General features: G+C 60.0%; 21 protein-coding genes and 2 tRNA genes. 14 read left to right on the top strand and 9 right to left on the bottom strand.

The genetic code is table 11. The annotated features are described in order from the left end of the window. Positions 1 to 33 precede the first annotated feature (33 nt). From G6K99_RS12785 to G6K99_RS12760, 6 genes are all read left to right on the top strand, one after another. Complete coding sequence (locus G6K99_RS12785; RefSeq protein ID WP_113110929.1) at positions 34 to 909, top strand: VOC family protein; 876 nt, start codon at positions 34 to 36, stop codon at positions 907 to 909. A gap of 4 nt (positions 910 to 913) precedes the next feature. Next, positions 914 to 1,759, top strand: coding sequence for a 3-deoxy-8-phosphooctulonate synthase (gene kdsA / locus G6K99_RS12780; RefSeq protein ID WP_174196719.1), 846 nt, complete (start codon positions 914 to 916; stop codon positions 1,757 to 1,759). A 128-nt stretch (positions 1,760 to 1,887) separates the two neighbouring features. Further along, positions 1,888 to 3,162, top strand: coding sequence for a phosphopyruvate hydratase (eno, locus tag G6K99_RS12775; RefSeq protein WP_113110927.1), 1,275 nt, complete (start codon positions 1,888 to 1,890; stop codon positions 3,160 to 3,162). A gap of 170 nt (positions 3,163 to 3,332) precedes the next feature. Further along, positions 3,333 to 4,577, top strand: coding sequence for a PLP-dependent aminotransferase family protein (locus G6K99_RS12770; protein WP_062580431.1), 1,245 nt, complete (start codon positions 3,333 to 3,335; stop codon positions 4,575 to 4,577). Positions 4,578 to 4,828: 251 nt separating this feature from the next. Further along, positions 4,829 to 5,743, top strand: a complete 915-nt coding sequence (locus tag G6K99_RS12765) for a PhzF family phenazine biosynthesis protein (RefSeq protein WP_174196718.1) — start codon at positions 4,829 to 4,831, stop codon at positions 5,741 to 5,743. A 183-nt stretch (positions 5,744 to 5,926) separates the two neighbouring features. Further along, a tRNA-Lys gene (locus tag G6K99_RS12760) sits at positions 5,927 to 6,002 on the top strand. 37 nt (positions 6,003 to 6,039) lie between these two features. Here G6K99_RS12760 and G6K99_RS12755 read toward each other — a convergent pair. Then, complete coding sequence (locus tag G6K99_RS12755) at positions 6,040 to 6,324, bottom strand: hypothetical protein (RefSeq protein ID WP_174196717.1); 285 nt, start codon at positions 6,322 to 6,324, stop codon at positions 6,040 to 6,042. Positions 6,325 to 6,512: 188 nt separating this feature from the next. Between G6K99_RS12755 and G6K99_RS12750 the strand changes: the two genes are divergently transcribed. After that, the gene (locus G6K99_RS12750; protein ID WP_174196716.1) at positions 6,513 to 7,274 is read left to right on the top strand and encodes a BA14K family protein; all 762 of its coding nucleotides are present in this window, start codon (positions 6,513 to 6,515) and stop codon (positions 7,272 to 7,274) included. 8 nt (positions 7,275 to 7,282) lie between these two features. Here the strand turns inward: G6K99_RS12750 and G6K99_RS12745 are convergent, their stop codons facing one another. Continuing rightward, positions 7,283 to 8,221, bottom strand: coding sequence for a LysR family transcriptional regulator (locus G6K99_RS12745; RefSeq protein WP_174196715.1), 939 nt, complete (start codon positions 8,219 to 8,221; stop codon positions 7,283 to 7,285). Between the two features lie 163 nt (positions 8,222 to 8,384). Between G6K99_RS12745 and G6K99_RS12740 the strand changes: the two genes are divergently transcribed. From G6K99_RS12740 to G6K99_RS12725, 4 genes are all read left to right on the top strand, one after another. Further along, positions 8,385 to 9,179, top strand: coding sequence for an alpha/beta hydrolase (locus tag G6K99_RS12740; protein WP_174196714.1), 795 nt, complete (start codon positions 8,385 to 8,387; stop codon positions 9,177 to 9,179). Between the two features lie 72 nt (positions 9,180 to 9,251). After that, positions 9,252 to 10,424 carry an efflux RND transporter periplasmic adaptor subunit gene (locus G6K99_RS12735; RefSeq protein WP_174196843.1) on the top strand — a complete coding sequence of 391 codons (1,173 nt, stop codon included), beginning with the start codon at positions 9,252 to 9,254 and terminating at the stop codon, positions 10,422 to 10,424. Positions 10,425 to 10,570: 146 nt separating this feature from the next. Beyond that, positions 10,571 to 13,753, top strand: coding sequence for an efflux RND transporter permease subunit (locus G6K99_RS12730; protein ID WP_174196713.1), 3,183 nt, complete (start codon positions 10,571 to 10,573; stop codon positions 13,751 to 13,753). A 155-nt stretch (positions 13,754 to 13,908) separates the two neighbouring features. Continuing rightward, positions 13,909 to 13,984 (top strand) — tRNA-Thr (locus tag G6K99_RS12725). 13 nt (positions 13,985 to 13,997) lie between these two features. Here the strand turns inward: G6K99_RS12725 and G6K99_RS12720 are convergent. Continuing rightward, positions 13,998 to 14,768: an SDR family NAD(P)-dependent oxidoreductase gene (locus G6K99_RS12720; RefSeq protein WP_174196712.1), complete on the bottom strand. Its 771-nt coding sequence runs from the start codon at positions 14,766 to 14,768 to the stop codon at positions 13,998 to 14,000. A gap of 136 nt (positions 14,769 to 14,904) precedes the next feature. Between G6K99_RS12720 and G6K99_RS12715 the strand changes: the two genes are divergently transcribed. Beyond that, the gene (locus G6K99_RS12715) at positions 14,905 to 15,585 is read left to right on the top strand and encodes an HAD-IA family hydrolase (protein ID WP_174196711.1); all 681 of its coding nucleotides are present in this window, start codon (positions 14,905 to 14,907) and stop codon (positions 15,583 to 15,585) included. 28 nt (positions 15,586 to 15,613) lie between these two features. Here G6K99_RS12715 and G6K99_RS12710 read toward each other — a convergent pair whose 3' ends face one another. From G6K99_RS12710 to G6K99_RS12690, 5 genes are all read right to left on the bottom strand, one after another. After that, a complete protein-coding gene (locus tag G6K99_RS12710) occupies positions 15,614 to 16,972 on the bottom strand; it encodes an APC family permease (protein WP_092662213.1) in 1,359 nt (452 codons plus the stop codon). A gap of 74 nt (positions 16,973 to 17,046) precedes the next feature. Beyond that, positions 17,047 to 17,487, bottom strand: coding sequence for a YqaA family protein (locus G6K99_RS12705; protein WP_174196710.1), 441 nt, complete (start codon positions 17,485 to 17,487; stop codon positions 17,047 to 17,049). Between the two features lie 76 nt (positions 17,488 to 17,563). After that, on the bottom strand, positions 17,564 to 20,098 hold the full coding sequence (gene secD / locus G6K99_RS12700; RefSeq protein WP_174196709.1) for a protein translocase subunit SecD: 2,535 nt from the start codon (positions 20,096 to 20,098) through the stop codon (positions 17,564 to 17,566). Positions 20,099 to 20,175: 77 nt separating this feature from the next. Next, positions 20,176 to 20,610 (bottom strand): hypothetical protein, encoded by a 435-nt coding sequence (locus G6K99_RS12695; protein WP_162759421.1) that lies wholly within the window; start codon positions 20,608 to 20,610, stop codon positions 20,176 to 20,178. 318 nt (positions 20,611 to 20,928) lie between these two features. Then, positions 20,929 to 21,549 (bottom strand): TerC family protein, encoded by a 621-nt coding sequence (locus G6K99_RS12690; RefSeq protein ID WP_092662219.1) that lies wholly within the window; start codon positions 21,547 to 21,549, stop codon positions 20,929 to 20,931. Positions 21,550 to 21,751: 202 nt separating this feature from the next. On the opposite strand from G6K99_RS12690, the gene G6K99_RS12685 reads away from it, so the two are divergent. Beyond that, positions 21,752 to 22,252 carry a heme-degrading domain-containing protein gene (locus G6K99_RS12685; protein ID WP_174196708.1) on the top strand — a complete coding sequence of 167 codons (501 nt, stop codon included), beginning with the start codon at positions 21,752 to 21,754 and terminating at the stop codon, positions 22,250 to 22,252. Then, on the top strand, positions 22,249 to 22,806 hold the full coding sequence (locus G6K99_RS12680) for a DUF924 family protein (RefSeq protein WP_174196707.1): 558 nt from the start codon (positions 22,249 to 22,251) through the stop codon (positions 22,804 to 22,806). Before G6K99_RS12685 ends, G6K99_RS12680 begins: the two co-directional genes overlap by 4 nt. A gap of 22 nt (positions 22,807 to 22,828) precedes the next feature. Here the strand turns inward: G6K99_RS12680 and G6K99_RS12675 are convergent, their stop codons facing one another. Continuing rightward, positions 22,829 to 23,080, bottom strand: coding sequence for a GlsB/YeaQ/YmgE family stress response membrane protein (locus tag G6K99_RS12675; protein ID WP_062457205.1), 252 nt, complete (start codon positions 23,078 to 23,080; stop codon positions 22,829 to 22,831). Positions 23,081 to 23,088 lie beyond the last annotated feature (8 nt).

Raw genomic sequence — 23,088 nt, 5'->3', positions numbered from 1 at the left:
AATGTTCTGCGGAATAAGACTTTGGGGGTGTAAGTGGGTAACAAGTCAGTCGATCATTTGGTTCTGCCCGTTGCAGATCTGGCGTCAGCGCGGGGGAGGTTGACCGCTCTCGGCTTTACTGTGGCACCTGAAGGTGTTCACCCTTTCGGCACAGCCAATGCCTGCATATTCTTCGCGGATGGCTCGTATCTCGAGCCGCTGGCCATTGTGAACCGTCGGCAAGCCTCGCTTGCGGCAAAACGAGGCAACGTGTTCACCGATCGCGACATCCGCTTCCGCGGCCAGCGGAAAAGGGAAGGTCTATCGGCGGTGGTCGTCGGGACGCAGGATGCAGCGGCCGATCATATCCGTTTTGTGGACGGGCACATGTCTGCGGGCGAGATGCTTCAATTCTCCCGCCCGATGCAGTTGCCCGATGGTGGGGAGAGCGAAGTCTCATTCCGTCTGGCGTTCGCGGCAGTTCCCGAGGTCGATGACATCTTGCTGTTTTCCTGCCAGCGCATGGCCGCATTACCGGCAGATCGCGGTGGTCTTGATGAGCACGCAAACGCCGTTACAGGCCTTCGAGAGATCGTCTTTTCTGCAGATGACCCGCTGGAGTTTCTGCCGCTTTTCGAAACCGTGTTCGAGACGCAACCCGAGCAAGGGAAAGACGGTCTGCGGATCGAAGCTGCCAATGCCAGCATCCGCATTCAATCCAACGACACGTTCAGCGACGAGTTCCGGTCTTCGATGAAGCCCTTGTTATCGTCGCGCCTCGCTGCGCGCGGGATCATCTTCAAGACCACCGATCTCGCCGTGACAGAGATCACCCTTGCTGCTAATGACGTCGCATTCATCCGCAGGGATGGCCGCGTGATCGTGTCGGCAGCCCCGGGGCAAGGTGTGGTTTTCGGTTTCGAGGAATAGTGAAATGACAGTCTCCGCCAATTCTGAAGTGTCCGTGGGCGAGGGGAGTTCGAAAGTCGTTTTCTCAAACACGGCAAAGCTCTCGCTGATTGCCGGTCCCTGCCAGATGGAAAGCCGTGATCATGCGTTCATGATCGCCGGCACGCTTGTCGAACTCTGCAAGAAACTCGGCATCGGCCTCGTCTACAAATCCTCCTTCGACAAGGCCAACCGCACGTCGATCTCCGGCAAGCGCGGCATCGGCTTGGACAACGCGATGGCGATCTTTGCCGATCTGAAGACGGAATTCGGCTTTCCCGTTCTGACCGACATTCACACTGAAGAGCAATGCGCTCTCGTGGCGGATACGATCGATATCCTGCAGATCCCCGCCTTCCTGTCGCGCCAGACCGACTTGCTCGTCGCGGCCGCAAAGACGGGTTGCGCCATCAACGTGAAGAAGGGCCAGTTCCTGGCGCCCTGGGACATGAAGAACGTTCAGGCGAAGTTCCTCGAAAGCGGCAATCCCAATGTGATGCTGTGCGAGCGCGGTGCCTCGTTCGGCTACAACACGCTTGTCTCCGACATGCGCTCGCTGCCGATCATGGCGTCGCTCGGAAGCCCTGTTATTTTTGACGCAACCCATTCCGTCCAGCAGCCAGGCGGCCAGGGCGGCTCTTCCGGCGGCCAGCGCGAGTTTGTCGAAACGCTTGCCCGTGCAGCCGTCGCAGTCGGTGTTGCCGGCGTCTTCATCGAAACCCACGAAGATCCTGACAACGCACCGTCCGACGGTCCGAACATGGTCCACCTGAAGGACATGCCGCGCCTTCTGGAAAAGCTGCTGGCCTTCGACGCCATCGCAAAAGGCTGACGGCGTCGAAAAACCGCCGAATTGACTGGATTGTAATCCGCGTGTCATCGACGATCGCACAATGTCGATGACACGCCTGTTCGCTGAGCCTGCGAATTCAGGCTCGCACATCAACCGAGGAGAGACCCTTGACCGCCATTACCGACATCATCGCTCGCGAAATTCTGGACAGCCGTGGCAATCCGACCGTCGAGGTGGATGTTTATCTGGAAGACGGCTCGATGGGCCGCGCCGCCGTTCCGTCGGGCGCCTCCACGGGCGCGCATGAAGCCGTCGAACTTCGCGATGGTGGCAAGCGCTATGGTGGCAAGGGCGTCGAAAAGGCTGTCGAAGCCGTCAACACCGAGATCTTCGACGCGATCGGCGGCTTCGATGCCGAAAGCCAGATCCACATCGACAAGACCCTGATCGCGCTCGACGGCACCCCGAACAAATCGCGCCTGGGTGCAAACGCCATTCTCGGCGTTTCGCTTGCCGTTGCCAAGGCCGCCGCCGAATCGTCCGGCCTGCCGCTCTATCGCTATATCGGCGGCGCCTCCGCGCATCTCCTGCCGGTCCCGATGATGAACATCATCAATGGCGGCGCTCACGCCGACAACCCGATCGATTTCCAGGAATTCATGATCATGCCCGTCGGCGCCGAGACGCTGAAGGATGCCGTGCGCATGGGCGCGGAAATCTTCCACGTCCTCAAGAAGGAACTGGCAGCGCAGGGTCACAACACCAATGTCGGCGACGAAGGCGGTTTCGCACCGGGCCTGAAGAGCGCTCCGGAAGCGCTCGATTTCATCATGAAGTCGGTCGAAAAGGCTGGCTACCGGCCGGGCGACGACGTTCACCTGGCGCTTGATTGCGCAGCCACCGAGTTCTTCAAGAACGGCAAGTATGAGCTGGAAGGCGAAGGCCGTTCGCTCGAGCCTGAAGCAATGGCCGATTACCTGGCAGAACTTGCCGGCAAGTACCCGATCATCTCGATCGAAGACGGCATGTCGGAAGACGACTGGACCGGCTGGAAGTATCTGACTGACAAGATTGGCTCCAAGGTGCAACTGGTCGGCGACGACCTGTTCGTGACCAACTCGGCCCGTCTGCGCGATGGTATCCGCCAGGGCACAGCCAACTCGATCCTCGTCAAGGTCAACCAGATCGGATCGCTCACCGAGACGCTCGATGCTGTCGAAACAGCGCACAAGGCGAGCTACACGGCCGTCATGTCCCACCGTTCGGGTGAGACGGAAGACTCGACGATTGCGGATCTCGCCGTCGCCACCAACTGCGGACAGATCAAGACCGGTTCGCTGTCGCGCTCTGATCGTCTGGCCAAGTACAACCAGCTGATCCGTATCGAGGAAATGCTTGGGCCGCAGGCCGCCTACGCGGGCCGCTCGATCCTCAAGGCCTGATCATTCCGGTCGACTGAGGCAGACTATCCGAGAGCCCGCGCCATCTGCGCGGGCTTTTGCGTTTTACAATTCGTGATCGCACCGTACCAAAAACCGATAGGTCAGCATTGTTGACCTGTCGAAACTTATGTAAACCAAAGCCAAGAATATTGAAATAAAAGGAAACGCCCGTGCTTGATTGGGACCATATTTTCGCGACACGCTCCAGCCGCATGAAAGCCTCCGAAATTCGCGAACTGCTGAAGCTTCTGGAGCAGCCGGATATCATTTCGTTCGCCGGCGGCATTCCGGATCCGGCATTGTTTCCGGCCGAGGAATTCCAGAAGGCCTATGCGGATATCTTCTCAGGCGCTCAGGTGAACTCCGCGCTGCAGTATTCCGTCAGCGAAGGCTACAAGCCGTTGCGCGACTGGATCGTGGCCGATGTCGCCAAGATCGGTATCGACTGTACCGCCGACAACGTCTTCATCACGTCAGGCTCCCAGCAGGCGCTCGATTACCTCGGCAAACTGTTTCTGTCGCCGAACGATACGGCGCTCGTCACGTGGCCGACCTATCTCGGTGCGCTCTCCGCGTTCAATGCCTATGAGCCGACCTACGATCAGCTCTCGGTCAACGGCAACCGCACGCCGGAAGCCTATCGCGAGACGGCGTCGAAAGCCGGTGGCTCGGTGAAGTTTGCCTATCTGTCCGCCGACTTCTCCAATCCGACCGGCGAGACGATCGATCTCGCAGGCCGCGAAAAGCTTCTGGCACTGGCAGACGAACTCGATATCGCGATTCTCGAAGATGCCGCATACCAGAACCTGCGCTTCGATGGCGAACCGGTTTCGCCGATCCTCGCGCTCGATATTGCCCGCAGCGGCGGTATCGAAAAGACCCGCACGATCTACAGCGGCAGCTTTTCCAAGACGCTGGCACCAGGCCTGCGCGTCGGCTTCGTCATCGGAGCGATGCCGGTCATCCGCAAACTGGTGTTGTTGAAACAGGCGGCCGACCTGCATTCGTCGACGATCAACCAGATCGCCGTCGAGCATGTCGCTTCGCGCGGTTTCGATGAACAGGTTGCCAAGATCAAGCGGGTCTATAGCGGCCGCCGCGATTCCATGCTGGCGGCACTTGCGAAATACATGCCGAAGGGAACGACATGGACAAAGCCCGAAGGCGGCATGTTCGTATGGCTGACGCTGCCTGAGGGCACGGATGGTGCGGAGCTTCTGGCGAAATCGCTGGCAACCGAAAAGGTCGCCTTCGTGCCCGGCAAGGCGTTCTACGCCGACGGCAGCAATGCCAACACGCTGCGCATCAGCTTCTCCTGCGCCAACGACGAGATGATCGACGAAGGCATCAAGCGGCTCGGAAGACTGATCGGCAATGCCGAAACCCGCGAGCACGAAGCGCTCCCGATCATCTGAATATCGCGTACTGAGAAAGGCGACCCAGCGATGGCTTGCCTTTCTCACGGGCTGCTGGCGACCAGTTCACCTGTCGGTGACGCTCGGCCTCGGGCGCCGCCTCTCGTGGAAACGCGGCCTTCCCCGAGGCGCCCAGCGCGCCCGACCGTAACCGCCGCTAATTAAATCACTAGCCGGTGACGTTGATCAGGGGTTGCGCCACGGGACGCCGTCGGGCAGTTTTGCGCCCGGTATATGAGGAGGAGTTTGCATTGGCGCGTCCCTACAGCATCTATGACGTTTTCACCGACGCTAAGCTTTCCGGCAACCCGCTTGCGGTCATCTTCGATGCAGATGGTCTCGACGATGGCGCGATGCAGGCCGTTGCCAAGGAAATGAACCTCTCGGAGACGGTGTTCGTCCAGACGTCGACAAACACCACCCATTCGGCGAAGCTGCGAATCTTCACACCGGGCCGGGAGCTTCCGTTCGCGGGACATCCGACGGTCGGGACGGCCATCGCCCTTGCCGAGCGCACGCACGGGCGCGACAGCGATCTCGATCTGGTCTGTGTCCTCGAAGAGGCGGTCGGTCCGGTTCGGTGCGCCGTGCGTCTGCGCCAGGGGGAGGTGGGGTTCGCCGAGTTCGATCTGCCGAAGAAGTCGCAGCGGATCGACCTCGCCTTGAACCGTCAGGGCATCGCGGACGCGCTCGGCGTCGAGCTGACGGATATCGGGTTCGAAAACCACGTCGCGTCGATCTGGAGCGCCGGTGTGCCCTTCCTGATGATCCCGCTGCACAATCTCGCAACTGTCCAGGACATGGAATTCGATGCGCCGCTCTGGGAAAAGGTCGCTCCCTTTGTGGAGGGTGCGCTTGCCTCGGCCTATGTCTACTGCCGCGGCGGCGTCCATCATCAGGCGAAATTTCATGCCCGAATGTTCTCGCCGGATATGGGCATCGCTGAAGACCCAGCCACGGGTGGGGCGGTAGCGGCATTGTCCGGCGCGATCCATCATTTTGACGGCCTGCCGGATGGCCATCACCCCCTTCTGATCGAGCAAGGCGTCGAGATGGGACGGCCGTCCTTTATCCATCTCTATATCGATGTGCAGGAAGGGGCCATTGCAAAAGCCCGGATCGGCGGACAAGCGATCCGACTTGCCGAAGGCGTTATCGAAATCTAGGCGATATTTTTCAACCCGTTGATTTTGTTACCATAAGTCCGGATATCCTCGCAAAGGCTGTTCGCTCGCGCAAAAAAGAAGCTGCTGATCCAACAAATTTCGCGGGAGGTGCTGGACAAGCCTAAACTTCCTCTTTATACGGCCCTCACACCGGCGGAAACGACGCTTCGCCAAACCGGTTACGGGTGATTAGCTCAGTTGGTAGAGCAGCTGACTCTTAATCAGCGGGTCGTAGGTTCGAGCCCTACATCACCCACCAAATCAATCCTTTACATTGAAATGTTCAAATGCCGGTTTCACCGGCAAATGGCGTTTCCGTTGCCGTCGACGACGCAGTTTCGCTGCGTCGCGCCGACGCTTCCGGGTCGTGGTGAGGGCCGTTCCTCGATGACACCGGGTCTGCGTCCACCCATATGTCCCGAGACGCCATCGCCTTGTGGCCTTACCTCGAAATTCTCGTTTCCATAGGTGCCGTAATATCCACCCGTCCCATCTGGCTGGATTTCGGTATTGCGAAACTGCTGTGCTTCAGCCGGCAAGGCGGCGAGCGTGAGCGCCAAGGCATCGATCAGGGTTCTCATCGGAATCTCCTTCCGTATGATAGTCTATCACAATCTGAATAGTGCACTCTGGGGTTTCCTGCCGAGCAAATGTCGGCTTTTTTGTACCACCTTGCATTTTGTCTCGGGCGAGGTTGCAATTCGTTCGGAACCCTCTGCGCGCGCATGCATTTTGTCCGCATGTTGAAAATCTGCGGAGCATCCTCGTCGTGAAAGCGATCCTTCTACTTCTGAGCGGGCTTGTCTTGGCCGTCACGGTCTTCTTGAGTGGCGTTGCGGCTACGGCCTATCTCATTGCCGAGCCGGCGCCTCATCGCTTTTCCAACGTTGACCATCCTGATCTCTGGACCTCGACACCCGTGGTCGTGAGCAGCGGCGATCAGCGTTACGAGCGGATTGCTGCCGTGACCGCAAAGATTGATCTGCCGGCGTCGGATGCGCAGGGGCAGCCCGTAGCTGCCCAGGACCAGGCGACGGATGCGGTGGACGGCGTCCAGACGGCTTCCTTGGATGAGGCAGACCAGGCGTCGGTAGATCCTGTGTCCGATGCATCGGTTAACCAGGCGCATGCCGACTGGTGCTTCGCGCGCTACCGTTCCTACAGGCTCGAGGACAACACCTACCAGCCTTACAGGGGTGGCCAGCGTCGGGCTTGCCAGTCACCGGTCGCAATGTCGCATGGTCAGGACAACATTGTTTCTGGCAACGAAGACACCGGCATCGAAGGCCAGGGGCTGGTTCAGCAGGTCAGCGCCACGAGCACGATGATCGGGCGTGGTCAGGACGGCCGTCTTATCCGTGAAACTGACCGCTCGTCTTCGCCGCAAAACGCCTCATACGACGCAACATCCATGGGGAACCCGGCGCACGAGGAGTGGTGCCTGTCGCGGTACCGTTCATACCGCGCCAACGACAACAGCTACACATCCTACGGCGGCATGCGCCGCACGTGTCAGTCCCCCTACGGCTGAGACCTAGTTCAGCCCGTTTTCAGCAATGTGACCGTCGGCTGTTCGTCTTCCTTCAAGCCTTGAACCAGTTTGGCGAGCCAATCCACGAAGACCCGGACCTTGTTGGAGAGGTGCCGGGTTTGCGGGTAGACGATGTAGAGCGGCAGCGGTTCGCACTCCCATTCGGCGAAGACCTCGATGAGTTCGCCCCTCTGCACATGCTCCTGGACCATGAACCGCGCCGCCTGCGCGATCCCGAGCCCCGCGACCGCCGCGTTGACGTAGGAGCGCGCATCATTCACCGAGACGACGTAACGCGGCATGATCTCCAGCGTCTCATCCTCTTTGCAAAAGTCGAAGGTCATGATCCGGCCGGCCGTCGCGTTGAGGTAACCGACAGAGAAATGGTCGGTCTCCAGATCTCGCGGATGGGTCGGCATACCGAATCGCTCAAGATAGTTCGGGGATAGGTAATTGCGCATGCGAAGCTCGCCGACTTTGCGCGCAATCAGCGACTGGTCCTTGGGCGTGCCGCCTCGAAGAGCACAGTCGACATTTTCAGCAATGTAATCGACCAGCCGGTCGCCGACCCCGATATCCAGCTGGATCTGCGGGTAGCGCTGGTAGAATTCGCACAAATTGGGGATTACGACGAGGTCGGCGAACGCCCCTGCCATCTCGACACGCAGTCGGCCCGTGGGCTGGTTCTGCGATTTCGACATCGTGCCGTCGAGTTCTTCAAGTTCCGACAGGATCTGTACGGCGCGCTCGTAGTAGAGTGCTCCATCGGTCGTGACCATGACCCGACGTGTCGTGCGGTTGAGGAGCTTCGTGCGCAGATGCGCCTCTAGACCCTGGACCATGTTGGTGGCCGTGGTCTTGGGAATATTGAGGGTCGCGGCAGCACGCGTGAAATTGCCCGTTTCGACGACGCGCACGAAGACGCGCATAGAGGAAAGCTGGTCCATCGTTGATCCCGTTCGAAAAGTTGTATTATTCGCCTATCCGGAACAGTGTTGCCGATATCAGCGACTTGTGAGTTCTGTCAGGAACAATAATATCAGGGTCAAGTTATTCGGCAAGATGCCTTTCGCCAATGTGGCTTTTTGGCTCCATAGCGAGGAGGACTGGATGACGGACTGGAAAAAGAACGCGGATATCGAATGGGCAGGCCTGCCCGTTTCCATACACCGTTACGAAGGCCAGCCGGCAGCCAAAGTCGCGCCGATTCTACTCTATCTGCGCGGATCCGCATTCCAGCAAGGTGGCCTGCGGGACCGTGAAGTGCCGATCGGAAAAGTCTTCTCGGAGGCGGGTTCGATCGTTGTCGAGGCGGATTATGGTGCCGCCTCGGGCAACCTGTTTCCGCAGGCAATGGAATGCGCCTTCGCGGCGCTGACCTATCTCAGCAGCAACCGCAAGCGCTTCGGGTCCGCCCGTTCCCCGCTTTTCGTTGCGGGCGATGAGGCCGGCGGCAACGTCGCGGCGGGCGTGGCTTTGAAGGCGCGAGATCAATTGCCGGGCGAGCTTCGGGGACAGATCCTTCTGTCGCCGATGATCGATCCGATGATGGCCTCGAAATCGTTTCGTCGAGCCGATGATATCGGCATGCGCGAAAAATGGTCCGACGGTTGGAGCCATTACCTGCGTGCAGCCTGCGGGTTTCAGCATCCCTATGCTGCGCCCTGTCTCTGTTCGCGGCTATCCGGTCTTGCGCCGGCTCTGGTCGTCACGTCAGAAGACGATCCGCTGCATGACGAGGTTGTCAACTATGCGGACCGGCTCGAAGCCTCGGGCGTCTCGGTCAGGCAGAAAATATTCCCGAAAGGCGCAGGCTGGACGGGTGTTTACAAGGGCGGGCAGGGGAACTGGATGGCGGGTCTATCCGCCGAGTTCAAAGGCTTCGTCGAAACGTTGAGTGAATAAGCAGACGTCGATTTATAGCGTTTGACAACGGTTTTCTCCTCCTCCCTGGGGCAGGACCGTCAGGAGATTATGATTATGTTGAAGATCAAAAACTGGGCCCCGTGGGGCGCCGGAATAAGTGTTGCTGCGCTCATTGCAGGCGCTTCGCTCTCTATCGATACGCCGACAGGCGCCCATGCGGCCCCCGCGGAAGCGGCGGCTCAGCCGGCGGTGCCGGTCACGGTTGCCGCCGTGCAGCCGAAGAACGTCACCACCTGGCAGGAGTTTTCCGGCCGTCTGGAAGCTGTTGATCGCGTCGAGGTTCGCCCAAGGGTGGCCGGCGCAATCCTGTCCGTGCATTTCCGTGAAGGCGGTCTCGTAAAGGAAGGCGATCTTCTGGTCTCGATCGATCCCGAGCCCTACAAGGCAGCCGTCGCTCAGGCGGAGGGACAGATGGCATCCGCCCAGGCAAGGCTTGATTATGCCGAGACCGAGCTCGAACGGGGCAAGACGCTCGCCTCGCGCAACACCATATCGCAGAGCGATCTTTCGCAGCGTCAGAGCGCCCGCGCCGAAGCGATCGCCAATGTACAGGCAGCGAGGGCAACGCTGAAATCGGCGCAGATCAATCTGGATTATACCCAGATCCGTGCCCCGATCTCCGGGCGTGCAGGTCGCATTGAAGTCACCGTCGGCAATCTCGTGGCGGCAGGCTCTGCCTCGGCGGTGCTGACGACGCTCGTGTCGAGCAGCCCGATCTACGCAAGCTTTGATGCAGCCGAAGAACTGGTGGCCCGCACACTGGCCCAGGTCGACGTCAAGGACGGCGTGCCGGCGATTGGAGACGTTCCGGTTGAGGCCAGCACGCTCGCGTCAACGACGCCTGTCCGTGGCAAGCTGCAGCTGATCGACAACGAGGTCAACGCGGCAAGCGGCACGATCCGCGTCCGCGCGGTCTTCGACAATCCGGGCGGGCGCTTGATCCCCGGTCAGTTCGTGCGGGTCCGCATGGGTGAACCCAAGGCCGAAGATCGCCTTCTCGTCAGCGAAAAGGCGATCGGCACCGATCAGGACAAGAAGTTCGTGCTGGTTGTCGAGGCGGGCGACAAGGTCGGCTACCGGCAGGTTCAGCTCGGATCGGTGATCGATGGTCAGCGGATCGTCGAAAAGGGCCTTTCTGCCGGCGATCGTGTCGTCGTCAGCGGGCTACAGCGCATCCGCCCGGGCGCGATCGTGGCGCCGCAGGACGAAGTCGCCACCAAGTGACTTGATGCGGTCTGCTTCTCCCTAACTGGAGGGGCGGGCCGCAACCACAACTACAATTGCGAGACACGGTAAGCACTCGCGGCCTGCACAGGCCGCGAGAGGGGAGCCTGTTGTTTCTGTTCGACCCTGGAGAGAGGGCTTAGACAATGAATATTTCAAGATTTTTCATCGACAGACCGGTTTTTGCTGGCGTCCTGTCGATCCTGATCGTGGTCGCCGGCCTGCTTGGCATGCGCGCACTTCCGATTTCCGAATATCCGAACGTGGTTCCGCCTTCGGTCGTGGTGAAAGCGACCTATCCCGGCGCCAATCCGGTCGTGATTGCCGAGACGGTTGCGACGCCGCTAGAAGAGCAGATCAACGGCGTCGAAGACATGCTCTACATGTCGAGCCAGGCCACATCGGACGGCGTCATGACGCTGACGGTGACCTTTAAGCTCGGCACAGATCCGGACAAGGCGCAGCAGCTGGTGCAAAACCGCGTCAGCCAGGCTGAACCGCGCTTGCCATCCGAGGTGAGGGCGCTCGGCATCACCACGATCAAAAGTTCGCCCGACTTCATCATGGTCGTCAACCTTGTCTCGGATAGTGACCGTTATGACCTCACCTACCTTCGCAACTACGCGACGCTGAACGTCAAGGATCGGCTGGCACGGATCGAAGGCGTCGGCCAGGTGCAGGTTTTCGGTGCCGGCGACTATTCCATGCGCGTCTGGATCGATCCGCAAAAGGCTGCCGAGCACAATCTCGCGGCAAGCGATGTGACGGACGCGATCCGCGCGCAGAACGTCCAAGCCGCAGCCGGCATTATCGGCGCCTCGCCGAACCTGCCGGGCACCGACCTCCAGCTCAACGTCAATGCCCAGGGACGTTTGCAGTCGCCCGAAGAGTTCGCCAACATCATCGTCAAGAGCGGCTCCAACGGCGAGATCACCAGGCTTCGCGACGTCGCAAGGGTCGAGATGGGGGCCGCCGACTATACGCTGCGGTCGCTTCTCGACGGACGCCCGGCCGTTGCCATTCCCGTCCTGCAGGCTCCTGGCTCGAATGCGATCGAGATCGCCGATACGGTCCGCGCGACCATGGATCAGCTCCAGCTGGCGATGCCGGAAGGTGTCAAATACGAGATCGTCTACGACACCACGCAGTTCGTCCGCTCGTCGATCGAAAAGGTCGTCGATACGCTGCTCGAAGCCATTGCGCTGGTCGTCATCGTCGTCATCGTCTTCCTGCAGACCTGGCGTGCATCGATCATTCCGCTGATCGCGGTTCCGGTCTCGATCATCGGCACGTTCGCCGTGATGTATGCACTCGGCTTCTCGATCAACGCGCTGACGCTGTTCGGCCTGGTGCTGGCGATCGGTATTGTCGTGGATGACGCGATCGTCGTCGTCGAGAATGTCGAGCGCAATATCGAAAACGGTCTCAATCCGCGCGACGCCACCTACAAGGCAATGCGCGAAGTCTCCGGACCGATCATCGCGATCGCGCTCGTTCTCGTCGCCGTGTTCGTGCCGCTCGCCTTCATCTCGGGCTTGTCCGGCCAGTTCTACCGCCAGTTCGCGCTCACCATCGCCATCTCGACGGTGATCTCGGCGATCAACTCGCTGACCCTGTCGCCGGCACTGGCAGCTCTTCTGCTCAAGGGGCATCATGCCCCGAAGGACCGGCTGACGCGTGGCATGGACTGGCTGTTCGGCTGGTTCTTCCGCGGCTTCAACCGGGTCTTCGGCTCCGCCTCGAACGGTTATGGCCGCACGGTGGGGGGGCTTTTGTCGCGCAAGAGTATCGTCATGGTGATCTATCTCGCCCTAATCGGTGCAACCTACAGCGTGTTCAACGCGGTGCCGGGCGGCTTCGTACCGGCGCAGGACAAGCAGTATCTGATCGGCTTTGCACAGCTGCCGGATGGGGCAACGCTCGACCGTACCGAAGATGTGGTGAAGCGCATGAGCGACATCGCCCTGAAGCAGCCGGGCGTCGAGCATGCGATTGCATTCCCGGGCCTGTCGATCAATGGTTTCACGATCGGATCGAATTCCGGCATCGTCTTCGCGGTGCTTGACGACTTCGAGAACCGCACGACGCCGGAGCTTTCGGGCGGCGCCATCGCCATGGCACTGAACCAGAAATTCGCCGGTATCCAGGATGCGTTCATCGCGATGTTCCCGCCGCCGCCGGTCAACGGTCTCGGCACCACGGGCGGCTTCAAGCTGCAACTCGAAGACCGCGCCGGTTACGGTTACCAGGCACTGGACGATGCAACCAAGGCCGTGATTGCCAAGGCCATGCAGGCGCCGGAACTGGCAGGCATCTTCTCCAGCTTCCAGATCAACGTCCCGCAGCTGTTCGCCGATCTCGACCGCGCCAAGGCCGAACAGCTGGGCGTATCCGTCACCGACGTGTTCGAGACGCTGCAGATCTATCTCGGCTCACTCTACGTCAACGACTTCAACGCGTTTGGCCGTACCTACAGCGTGAGGGTGCAGGCGGATGCGCAGTTCCGCGCCAAGCCCGAGGATATCGGTGCATTGAAAGTTCGTTCGCAATCGGGCCAGATGATCCCGCTTTCGGCGCTCCTCAAGGTGGACGCCCAGACGGGTCCGGAACGCACGACGCGCTACAACGGCTTCCTCGCCGCGGATATCAACGGAGCGCCGGCACCTGGCTTCTCCTCCGGTCAGGCGGAAGCGGCGATCACCAAGATCCTCGACGAAACACTGCCGTCAGGCGTTGCCTTCGAGTGGACCGATCTCACCTACCAGCAGATCCTTGCCGGCAATTCGAGCATCATCGTGTTTCCGCTCGCCCTGCTGCTGGTCTATCTCGTGCTGGCGGCCCAGTACGAAAGCCTGACGCTGCCGATTGCGATAATCATGATCGTGCCGATGGGCGTGCTGGCGGCACTGACGGGTGTCTGGCTGACGGGAGGCGACAACAACATCTTCACCCAGATTGGGTTGGTGGTGCTGGTCGGACTGTCAGCGAAGAACGCGATCCTGATCGTGGAATTCGCCCGCGAGCTGGAGTTCGAAGGTCGAACGCCGTTCGAGGCCGCGGTCGAATCCAGCCGGCTTCGCCTTCGCCCGATCCTTATGACGTCGATGGCCTTTATCATGGGCGTCGTGCCGCTGGTCGTGTCCACCGGCGCCGGTGCGGAAATGCGCGTCGCCATGGGCATCGCGGTATTCTCCGGCATGATCGGGGTGACCTTCTTCGGCATCTTCATGACGCCGGTGTTCTATATGCTGGCGCGCCTGATGACCGGAATGCGGCCGCTGCGGCAGCACGGTTTGGAGGCGCCGCCCGCTCTCTCTCCAGCGGAGTAGCTGGCCTCCAGGCCCTGCGGGTTTTTCCTCTGGAAGGATCCGCAGGGCATTTTCAATTGTGCCAAGCCATAATGGGCCAGGGTTAACCTTACCCCGTAACCATTGGTAAAGGCTGTGATTGCGCTGCTTACCAATCGGTGGCAATCAGTTCGCACGCCCCTCGTAGCTCAAAGCCAGAGCAGCTGCTTCGTTTGCAGCCGATCCAGGTTCAATTCCTCGGCAGGGGCACCAACTCTCTTTATCGCTAGATCGCGCCACCATCGATCACCAGTGTCTGCGCAGTCATGGCAGCCGCGGCGCTCGATGCGAGAAACAAACAAGGGCCCACGACATCCTGCGCCACCAAGCTGCGTTTGAGGCACTGGCGCCCAATCATCGCGGCGATGTCCTCATCCTTCAGCCACAGGTCCTTTTGCCGCTCGGTGACGATCATGCCGGGCAGGATGGCATTGACCCGGATATTTTCCGGCCCAAGCCTGCCGGCGAGGCTTTTGGTCAGACCGACGATACCGGCCTTGGCGGTTGTGTAGGATGGCATGCCACCCATGTTGAGCATCCAGGCGATCGATGAGAAATTGACGATCGCACCACCGCCCGCCAACCGCATATGCGGCACGGCGGCTTGCGATGTGAAGAACACCTGCTTCAAATTGATCGCCTGGCTGAGGTCCCAGTAATCTTCGGTGATATCGTCGAGATCCCGGCGATCGTCCCAGGCGGCATTGTTCACGAGCACCGAGAGTGACCCAAGGCTCGCTGCCGCATGATCGACCGCATGTTTGATGGCGTCGGTATCGCGCAAATCCGCCCTTATATATCGGACTGGATGATCGTTGATCGCGGAAAGCCGGTCCGCCAGTGCTGTGCTGGGTTCGTCGGCAATGTCGATAAACGCGACCTTCGCGCCATGGGCTGCAAATCCCTCGACAAGCGCCGCGCCAATGCCGGATCCGCCGCCCGTAATCAGCACGCCGCGGTCGCGCAGATCCGCGTGCCCCATCAAATCCTCATTCATAGGGTTTTCTCCATTCCCATTCTCAGTTCTAACGCTTCGAACCTCGCCGTCAATTGCGCCGGCTCCCTCCTATCTGTAGTCCGGATGCGTATCCGGTCCTGCAAATCCCGTCAGTCTCTCCAAAAGGAATTCCGCATTGTCAGTCTCCCAAAACGTCATCGTCCTGCCGACCAGAGGTTATCGCGGCTTTCTCTTCGACATGGACGGAACGATCCTCAATTCGATTGCTTCTGCCGAACGTGTCTGGGGACGCTGGGCGGCAGAGCAGGGGCTCGACGTGGAGAAATTCCTGCCCTTCATGCACGGCAAGCGCGGCATCGATACGATCACCAGCCTCAACCTGCCGGGTCTTGATCCGGCAGTGGAAGCGGAGAAGGTTCTGCGCGGCGAGATCGACGATGTCGAGGGTATCGTTCAGATTCCGGGCGCTGCTGAATTCTTGGCAAGCCTGCCCGCGGGGCAATGGGGTGTCGTGACGTCGTCGCCGCTGGAACTCGCAAAGGCAAGACTTGCCGCAGCTGGCCTTGCGATACCGTCCATGCTGGTCACTGCCGAGGACGTCACGATCGGCAAACCGGACCCGCAGGGCTACAGGCTCGGCGCGAAACGGCTTGGCGCAGACCCGTCCAACGTGATGGTGTTCGAGGACGTCCCTGCCGGCATCAAGGCAGGCGAGGCGGCGGGTGCCGATGTCATGGTGATCACCGCCACCCATACCCACGACGTCGAAGGCGGGCACTTCCGGATCCCGGATTATACCGGTGTTTCGGTAAGCGTCGCCAACGACGGCGTCATCACCTTTCAGTCCAGAGCCTAAGAGGCTGACGCCGGTCTTCTAGTACCGGTCAGGCAGCCCTGCTGGATGTTTTCATGAACTGGACGGTGGCGATCCACAGTATGACGCCGAGGCCAAGCAGGGCGGCGGCAATGGCATACTGGACCGGATCGCGACCGGCCCAGGGACCCGCCAGAAAAACGCAGGAGATCACACCAAGAACCGGCAAGATCGTTGGTGTCCGGAAGTGCTTGTGATCTACCTTGTCCTTGCGCAGCACCAGCACGGCGACATTGACGATCGCAAAGACGCAAAGCAACAGTAGTGCAGTCGTCCCGCCAAGAGCGGGCACGCCGCCGGCAAAGAGAATCAGACAGACGGCGAGAAGCGATGTGAAAACGATTGCGATATACGGCGTGCGGCGCGTTGCGTGCACCTTGCCGAGCATGGCGGGCAGCACATTTTCGCGGGCCATGCCGTAAATCAGCCGGCTTGCCATCATCATGTTGATCAGCGCCGAATTGGCGACAGCAAACATCGTGATGATCGCAAAGATGCTGATCGGGAACGCGGGCGCTCCGGCCTGGATGACTTTCAGAAGCGGTGTTTCCCCTTCGCCCAGTTCGTTCGCCGGCACCAGAGTAATCGCAGAGATTGCCACGAGAATGTAGATCACGCCGGTGATCGCGAGACCGGTCAGCAGCACTTTCGGGAAGAGACGGCTTGGCTCCTTGCACTCTTCGGCCATGTTGACCGAGTCCTCGAACCCGACCATCGCGAAGAAGGCGAGACCGGTTGCGGCGACGACTGGCCAGAACGTTCCGCTGCCTTCCGGTGTGGCGAACGTCCAGGCACGCGACACATCGCCCTCGCCACCAGCAATCGCCCAGAGGCCGATGCCGATGATGATGAGAAGGCCGGTCAGTTCCACAACGGTCAGCACGACGTTGAGCTTTACGCTTTCACCGACACCGCGGAAATTGACCGCTGCCACCAGCGCAATGAAGCCGACGGCGATCAGCGGTACGCCCCAGACCCCGAGATCCAGGCCGAGCGACGTCGAGAAGTTGGCGGCAAACGCCCGCGATGCGGTCGCCGCAGACGTGATGCCTGAGGACATCACGGCGAAGGCGACAAGGAACGTGACGAAATGGACGCCGAAGGCTTTATGGGTGTAGAGCGCAGCACCAGCTGCCTGCGGATATTTGGTGACGAGTTCGAGATAGGAGCAGGCGGTGAGAAGGGCGACAAGAAAAGCGATGAGGAATGGAAGCCAGACAACGCCTCCAACTTCAGCGGCCACTTGTCCGGTCAGCGCGTAGATCCCCGTTCCGAGAATATCGCCAACGATGAACAGCAGCAGCAGCCCGGGGCCCATCACGCGCTTGAGTTCAGGTGTTTCTTCTTTCGCGCCGAACGCCTCTGCCATGACTGCCTCCCAACATGGTCCTACATGGCAACACTAATGGGAACATCACACGATTGTTCCATGTTTCGTATGGTTTAACCAATCACGCCGAGCGTCACAGCCGCGACGACGCCATAGCGAAGCGTCTTGCCGATGAAGACCAAAACAAGAAACGTTGGCAGCGGTTCTTTCAGAACACCCGCGACCACGGTGATGGCATCGCCGCCGATCGGTAGCCAGCTCAGGAGCAACGACCACTTTCCGTATTTCCGATACCAGGTCTTTGCCTTCTCAAGCTTGTCAGGCTTGACGGGGAACCAGCGTCGGTCCCGGAACCGCTCCACGCCCATTCCCATCAGCCAGTTGACCACCGAGCCGAGCGTATTGCCGACGGAGGCCGTGAGCACAAGGGCCGCAAGCGCATAGCGATCCGACAGGATGAGGCCGACAAGGACCGCTTCCGACTGCATCGGAAAGATCGTGGCAGCGATGAATGCAGCAAAGAACAGGCCCGCATAGGCGGCAAGATCGACCATGGAAAACCGGGTTTAAAACGTGGAAATGAAAAAGGGCGGGAAACGACCCGCCCTTTTGTCTGGATGGTAGAACGTCTCAGACGTTGCCGATCTGCTTGGAATCGACGGCTGTGTCGTCTGCAACAGGCTTTTGTGCCTGATGGCGGGTACGCCAGTCGCCAAGGAACAGCAGGATCGGCGCTGCGATGAACACCGACGAGAGGGCAGCGACGAGAATGCCGAACACCATCGGGATCGCGAAGCTGGAGACGGCGCTGCCGCCCCAGATAGCCATTGGCAGAAGCGAGAGGAACGCCGTTGCCGAGGTATAGAGGCTTCGAGCCAGCGTTTCGTTGATCGACAGATCGATCACGTCGCGCAGCGGCATCTTCTTGTAGAGGCGCATATTCTCGCGCATGCGGTCATAGACCACGACCTTGTCGTTGACAGAGTAACCGACCAGCGTCAGCAGCGCGGCAATCGCTGTCAGGTTGAAGTCGAGACCGGTGATTGCGAAGAAGCCGATCGTCTTTGTCACATCGAGCACGAGTGTCGCGATGGCACCGACGGCGAAGGGCCATTCGAACCGCACCCAGATGTAGATCATCATGGCAATCGAGGCGAGCAGGACCGACAGGAAGCCGGCAGTCGCAAGTTCGCCCGATACCTTCGGACCGACGACTTCGGTACGCTCAACCTTGGCAGTCTGGTCGATCTTCAGTACTTCCGTCTTGAGCTTCTCGACGGCCTCTGTCTGGGCGATCTCGCCGCCTGGCTGGCGCTCGACACGGACCAGGAGCCTGTTATGGGCACCGAATTCCTGCAGTGCCACTTCACCGAGACCGAGTTCGTTGAGGCCCGAACGGAAGGATGCAAGATCGGCTTCGTTGGCGGTCACCACTTCCATCTGGATACCGCCGCGGAAGTCGACGCCGTAGTTGAGGCCAGGCGTCACGAACAGCACGAGCGAGGCGATCGACAGGAGAACCGACACGCCGATACCGATGAAGCGACCCTTCATGAACGGGATACGCGTACCATCCGGAACGAGATTGATCGGTAGAAGCGGCTTGATCTCGATCTTCTTCAGCTTGCGCTGTGCGGCAATGTAGATCATCGCGACGCGAACGACCGACACGGCGGTGAACATCGAGATCATGATGCCGAGGCCCATGGTGACCGCGAAGCCGCGGACAGGCCCAGAGCCGAACCAGAACAGAAGGACGGTCGCGATCAGCGCCGTGACGTTACTGTCGACGATGGTCGAGTAGGCGCGGGCAAAGCCCGAGTCGATTGCCGCAAACGCGCTCTTGCCCTTGCGGGTTTCTTCCTTGATGCGCTCGTTGATCAGAACGTTCGCATCGACTGCAAGACCAATGCCGAGCACCACGCCGGCGATGCCGGGCAGGGTGAGCGTCGACCCGATCAAGGTGAGGCCGGCAAAGGTCAGGACGACGTTGATGAGAAGCGCAGCGTTGGCCAGAATGCCCCAGCTTCCGTAAAGGAAGAAGATAAAGCAGACGACGAGGACGAAGCCGATGAGGCCGGTGAAGATGCCCATTTCGATCGCATCGGAGCCAAGGTCGGCGCCGACGGTGCGTTCTTCGATGACAGTGAGCTTGGCGGGCAGGGAGCCGGCGCGCAGCAGCGCGGAAAGGGTGGTCGCGTCCTCAGGCGTGAAGCTGCCCGAAATCTGACCGGAACCGCCGGTGATCGGCGTCTGGATAACGGGTGCACTGAGCACCTTGTTGTCGAGCACGATCGCAAACGGACGGCCCACATTGGCCTGTGTGATCTGGGCAAAGCGGGCTGCACCGGCACTGTCGAACCGGAAGGTGACGATCGGCTGGCGGCTCTGCTGGTCGAAGGCAGCGCGGGCATCGGTCAGGCGGTCACCGGAGAGCTCGACGCGGTCGAGCACCGGATACTGCTGACCGCTTTCGTCTGCGATCATGGTTACGCCCGGCTGGCCCTGGTCACCGAGAAGGTGGAAGCTCATCTTGGCGGTCGAGCCGAGAAGCTGGCGCAGGCGCGAAGGGTCCTGTTCGCCTGGAAGCTGGACGAGAACGCGGTCCGAACCCACACGCTGGATCGTCGGCTCGGCGACGCCGACCTGGTCAACGCGCTGGCGGATGATCTCAAGGCTTTGCTCAACGGCAGCGTTGATATGGGAGGTGATCCCCGCATCCGTCTGAGCGATGGAAATCGTGTTGTCGCCCTGGCTGGTGATGGAAAGGTCGCTGCCACCAACCGTCGTGCCAAGCCCGATCGGGTTCGCGAGCGTCTGCAACTCGGTGACGGCCTGATCGCGCTGCGCTGGATCGCGAAGCGTAACTAGCACAGCCTCGCCCGAGCGACGGATAGCCGATGTTGCGAGGTTCTTTTCGCGCAGAACGCGGCGTGCATCCTGGATCAGGCCCTGGACACGCTCGTTGATGAGATCAGCGCGGTCCACTTCCAGCACCAGATGCGAACCGCCGCGAAGGTCGAGACCGAGCGACACACGGCTGTGAGGCAGGAAGGAAGGCACGCGGTCGAGGACCGATTGCGGCAGAATGTTCGGCATCGCCACCAGGAAGCCGAACACGATGACAAGGATATAGCTCGCCACCAGCCAGGGTGAATTTCTCATGTTTTAAGATCCTGCTTCGCCCCGGTTGCGCGTTTCGCAGCAAGGGGCCGTATGCGTGTGAGGTTCGACTATCGCGCTTAGGAGACGACGGGCGGTGCGCGCGGCAGCGGAACCGGCCAATGCGTGCCGATAGGATTGGCATCGGTGAGCGCGGATGCAATCGCCTGAGCAAATTCCGGAATCGTCAGTGTCGAGGCGGTGAAAGCCAAAGCGCCGTCTGCGCCGCTCCACTGGCTGGGACCAGCCTCCCTGCGGTCGGCAGTCGCCAGCGTGCGAATAGGATCGCGTTTGCTGGCTTGTGGTGTCTCCGAGCTCTTCTCGCTGGAATGCGCAATGCGCAAAATTGCCTGGCTGTCACGAAGGCCACCAGACAGAAGAGCGACGAAGGCGATCAGCAGTGCCGCGACAAAGACTGCCCATTGCGACGGGAGCTTGTCCTGCGCGCACCGGGCCGTCTCTCGTGTTCCTGCCGGAAACACCGCCATCCGTTCCAACTCCGGAATATTCGTCACACCGAAGAGCCTGCTTCGGAAGAATGCCGCTTCTAAAGGAGAGTGCTGGTACGGTCAATCGCATCGGGGCAGGGGATAACCGAAGTTTGACCCGCCTCGCGTCAGGCGGGAACCGCCATTGACCTCGGTCAGCGATTGGACGGGGCTCACCAGCACTTTCGAGCTGGGGGTCCGCGAGCCCCTGACCGGTTATTGCCGGCTGCGACCACCTAACGTTGCTAGCCGGGCTGCTTCAATGGCAACGCTCTGATTCAACGGTCAATCTCGATCGTAAGGTAATAAGCGTTTAAACCGCTGTTTCAAAACGAACCAAAACGACTAGGCAGACTGGATCAGCGGCAAGACTTCGATCGTGCCGTGATAGATCATGGTGATAGCGACATAGACGATCACGGCGAGGCCGAGATAGGCGATCCAGCGGTAGCGGTTGAGCAGGTTCGCCACGAAATTGGCAGCGATACCCATCATCGCAATCGACACGACGAGACCGATGATCAGGACTGCGGAATGCTCCTGAGCAGCTCCGGCAACGGCAAGGACGTTGTCCAGTGACATGGACACATCAGCGACGACGATCTGCATTGCCGCTTGAAAAAACGTCTTTTGCGGCTGGTTGGCGGCCGCAGCGTTGAGCGCGTCGGCGTCTGCCGTATCGTGGGCACGCAGTTCGCTCCACATTTTCCAGCACACCCAGGCGAGCAACAGGCCGCCGACAAGCTGCAGCCCGACGATGCCGAGAAGGTATGAGGTGACCGCTGCAAAGATCAGACGAAGCACGGTTGCGGCCGCGATGCCGAACAGGATTGCCTTCTTGCGCATGTCCGCCGGAAGGCCGGCAGCGGCAAGACCGATAACGATCGCGTTGTCGCCGGACAGCACGAGATTGATGGCAATGACCTCGACGAGGGCAGCCAAGCCAGCAGCGGTAAATAGATCCATGATAGGGAGGCCTGAATGGGAAGGATTGGAGGTAATTTCCTCTATCCGCTTCTTCGCGGTTGCGCACAAGCAATTTACAATTGTCTTTCCGCAAACCGTGGAACGGATGGTCTGCCGGAAGATCAGCAACGGCGCTGGCGGGCAGGATATTTACATTCTCCAATTCCACCGTCATCAATGAGGCTACAAACGGGGAAATACCATGACGCTTGAACAGGATATCGACAGGATCGCCGAGCAGGAAGCGGCCCTGATTTTCGACCGCTTTGGTCCGGACGAAGCCTGGCAGCTCGGTTCTTTGCTGCGCGACATGGCGATCGAGAAGGGGCTGCCAGTCGCGATCGGTATCCGGCTTCACTCGATGCCACTCTTTTACACGGCGTTGCCGGGGTCGATGCCTGACAACGAAGACTGGGTTCGGCGCAAGAGCAATGTCGTCCTGCGCTTCTTTCAGTCGAGCTATGGGATGGGTCTGAAAATGACCAGGCAGGAGACAACACTCGAGGCAAAGTTCTCGCTTCCTATTGCCGACTATGCACCGCATGGCGGCAGTTTTCCGATAAAGGTGGACGGGGCAGGCTGTATCGGCGCAGTCACCGTATCGGGTCTCCCGCAGCGAGACGATCACAGGCTCGTCGTGGAGGCTCTGCTGGTAATAATGGGCAAGTCGTCCGACGGTGTTCAACTGGAGCAAGCTTCATGAGTTCTGAAGCGGTTCGTACCCCTGAAGACGTGCTGAATTTCTGGTTCGTCGAACTGGGACCGGAGAAATGGTTCGAAAAGAACCCTGCGCTGGACGTCGCAATCTCGAAGCATTTCGCGGCGACTCACTTGTTTCTGGCGCATGGAGATCTGGATACGTGGCGAGGTTTACGCGAGGGGCATCTCGCGGCCATCATCGTGCTTGACCAGTTTTCTCGCAATATCTATCGGGGCACACCGCTGGCGTTCGCAACAGATTGGATCGCGTTGCGGGAGGCGAGGCTGGCAGTCGACGAAGGTGTCGATACGGGCGCCGGTCTGCATGAGCGGTGCTTCCTGTATCTGCCCTTCGAGCATTCGGAAGCGCTTGAAGACCAGGATCGCGCAGTCGAGCTTTTTGCTCTCCTCGGCGACGAACGATATCACGACTACGCGGTCAAGCACCGGGAGGTGATCCGTCAGTTCGGCCGCTTCCCGCATCGAAATGCTTTGCTCGGACGCAATTCGACCCCGGAAGAGCTCGAGTATCTTGCTCTGCCGGGGTCGGGTTTTTGATCAGACCTGATCTAATCAGCGCTTAGCGTCTAAAGGCGCGCGCAACTGCAATAAGTATGCAGGCGCCGATAAAGCCGGCGATGAGGTAGCCAATCCAGCCGCCCAGCACAACGCCGAAGAAGCCGAGAATGGCGTTGGCGATGATCGCGCCGACGATGCCGAGAAGGATGTTCATGAAGACGCCCATATTGCTCTTCATGAACTGTTCTGCCAGCCAGCCTGCAATGCCGCCGATGATGATGGCTGCGATCCAGCCGATGCCTGCTTCTTCCATGTCTTACC

Origin of the sequence: Neorhizobium sp. AL 9.2.2 (assembly GCF_013317225.1) — a bacterium.
GTDB lineage: Bacteria > Pseudomonadota > Alphaproteobacteria > Rhizobiales > Rhizobiaceae > Neorhizobium > Neorhizobium soli.
Note: the sequence above shows the minus strand (reverse complement) of the source record. Positions and strands in the feature narration are given on the sequence as shown.

Excerpts from the sequence above, each read along its gene's own strand:
- kdsA (WP_174196719.1), top strand. The coding sequence starts at position 914 with ATGACAGTCTCCGCCAATTCTGAAGTGTCCGTGGGCGAGGGGAGTTCG.
- G6K99_RS12680 (WP_174196707.1), top strand. The coding sequence starts at position 22,249 with ATGAGTTCTGAAGCGGTTCGTACCCCTGAAGACGTGCTGAATTTCTGG.
- G6K99_RS12740 (WP_174196714.1), top strand. The coding sequence starts at position 8,385 with ATGACGGACTGGAAAAAGAACGCGGATATCGAATGGGCAGGCCTGCCC.
- G6K99_RS12690 (WP_092662219.1), bottom strand. The coding sequence starts at position 21,549 with ATGGATCTATTTACCGCTGCTGGCTTGGCTGCCCTCGTCGAGGTCATT.
- G6K99_RS12710 (WP_092662213.1), bottom strand. The coding sequence starts at position 16,972 with ATGGCAGAGGCGTTCGGCGCGAAAGAAGAAACACCTGAACTCAAGCGC.
- G6K99_RS12685 (WP_174196708.1), top strand. The coding sequence starts at position 21,752 with ATGACGCTTGAACAGGATATCGACAGGATCGCCGAGCAGGAAGCGGCC.
- G6K99_RS12720 (WP_174196712.1), bottom strand. The coding sequence starts at position 14,768 with ATGAATGAGGATTTGATGGGGCACGCGGATCTGCGCGACCGCGGCGTG.
- G6K99_RS12745 (WP_174196715.1), bottom strand. The coding sequence starts at position 8,221 with ATGGACCAGCTTTCCTCTATGCGCGTCTTCGTGCGCGTCGTCGAAACG.
- G6K99_RS12730 (WP_174196713.1), top strand. The coding sequence starts at position 10,571 with ATGAATATTTCAAGATTTTTCATCGACAGACCGGTTTTTGCTGGCGTC.
- G6K99_RS12675 (WP_062457205.1), bottom strand. The coding sequence starts at position 23,080 with ATGGAAGAAGCAGGCATCGGCTGGATCGCAGCCATCATCATCGGCGGC.
- G6K99_RS12705 (WP_174196710.1), bottom strand. The coding sequence starts at position 17,487 with ATGGTCGATCTTGCCGCCTATGCGGGCCTGTTCTTTGCTGCATTCATC.
- secD (WP_174196709.1), bottom strand. The coding sequence starts at position 20,098 with ATGAGAAATTCACCCTGGCTGGTGGCGAGCTATATCCTTGTCATCGTG.
- G6K99_RS12755 (WP_174196717.1), bottom strand. The coding sequence starts at position 6,324 with ATGAGAACCCTGATCGATGCCTTGGCGCTCACGCTCGCCGCCTTGCCG.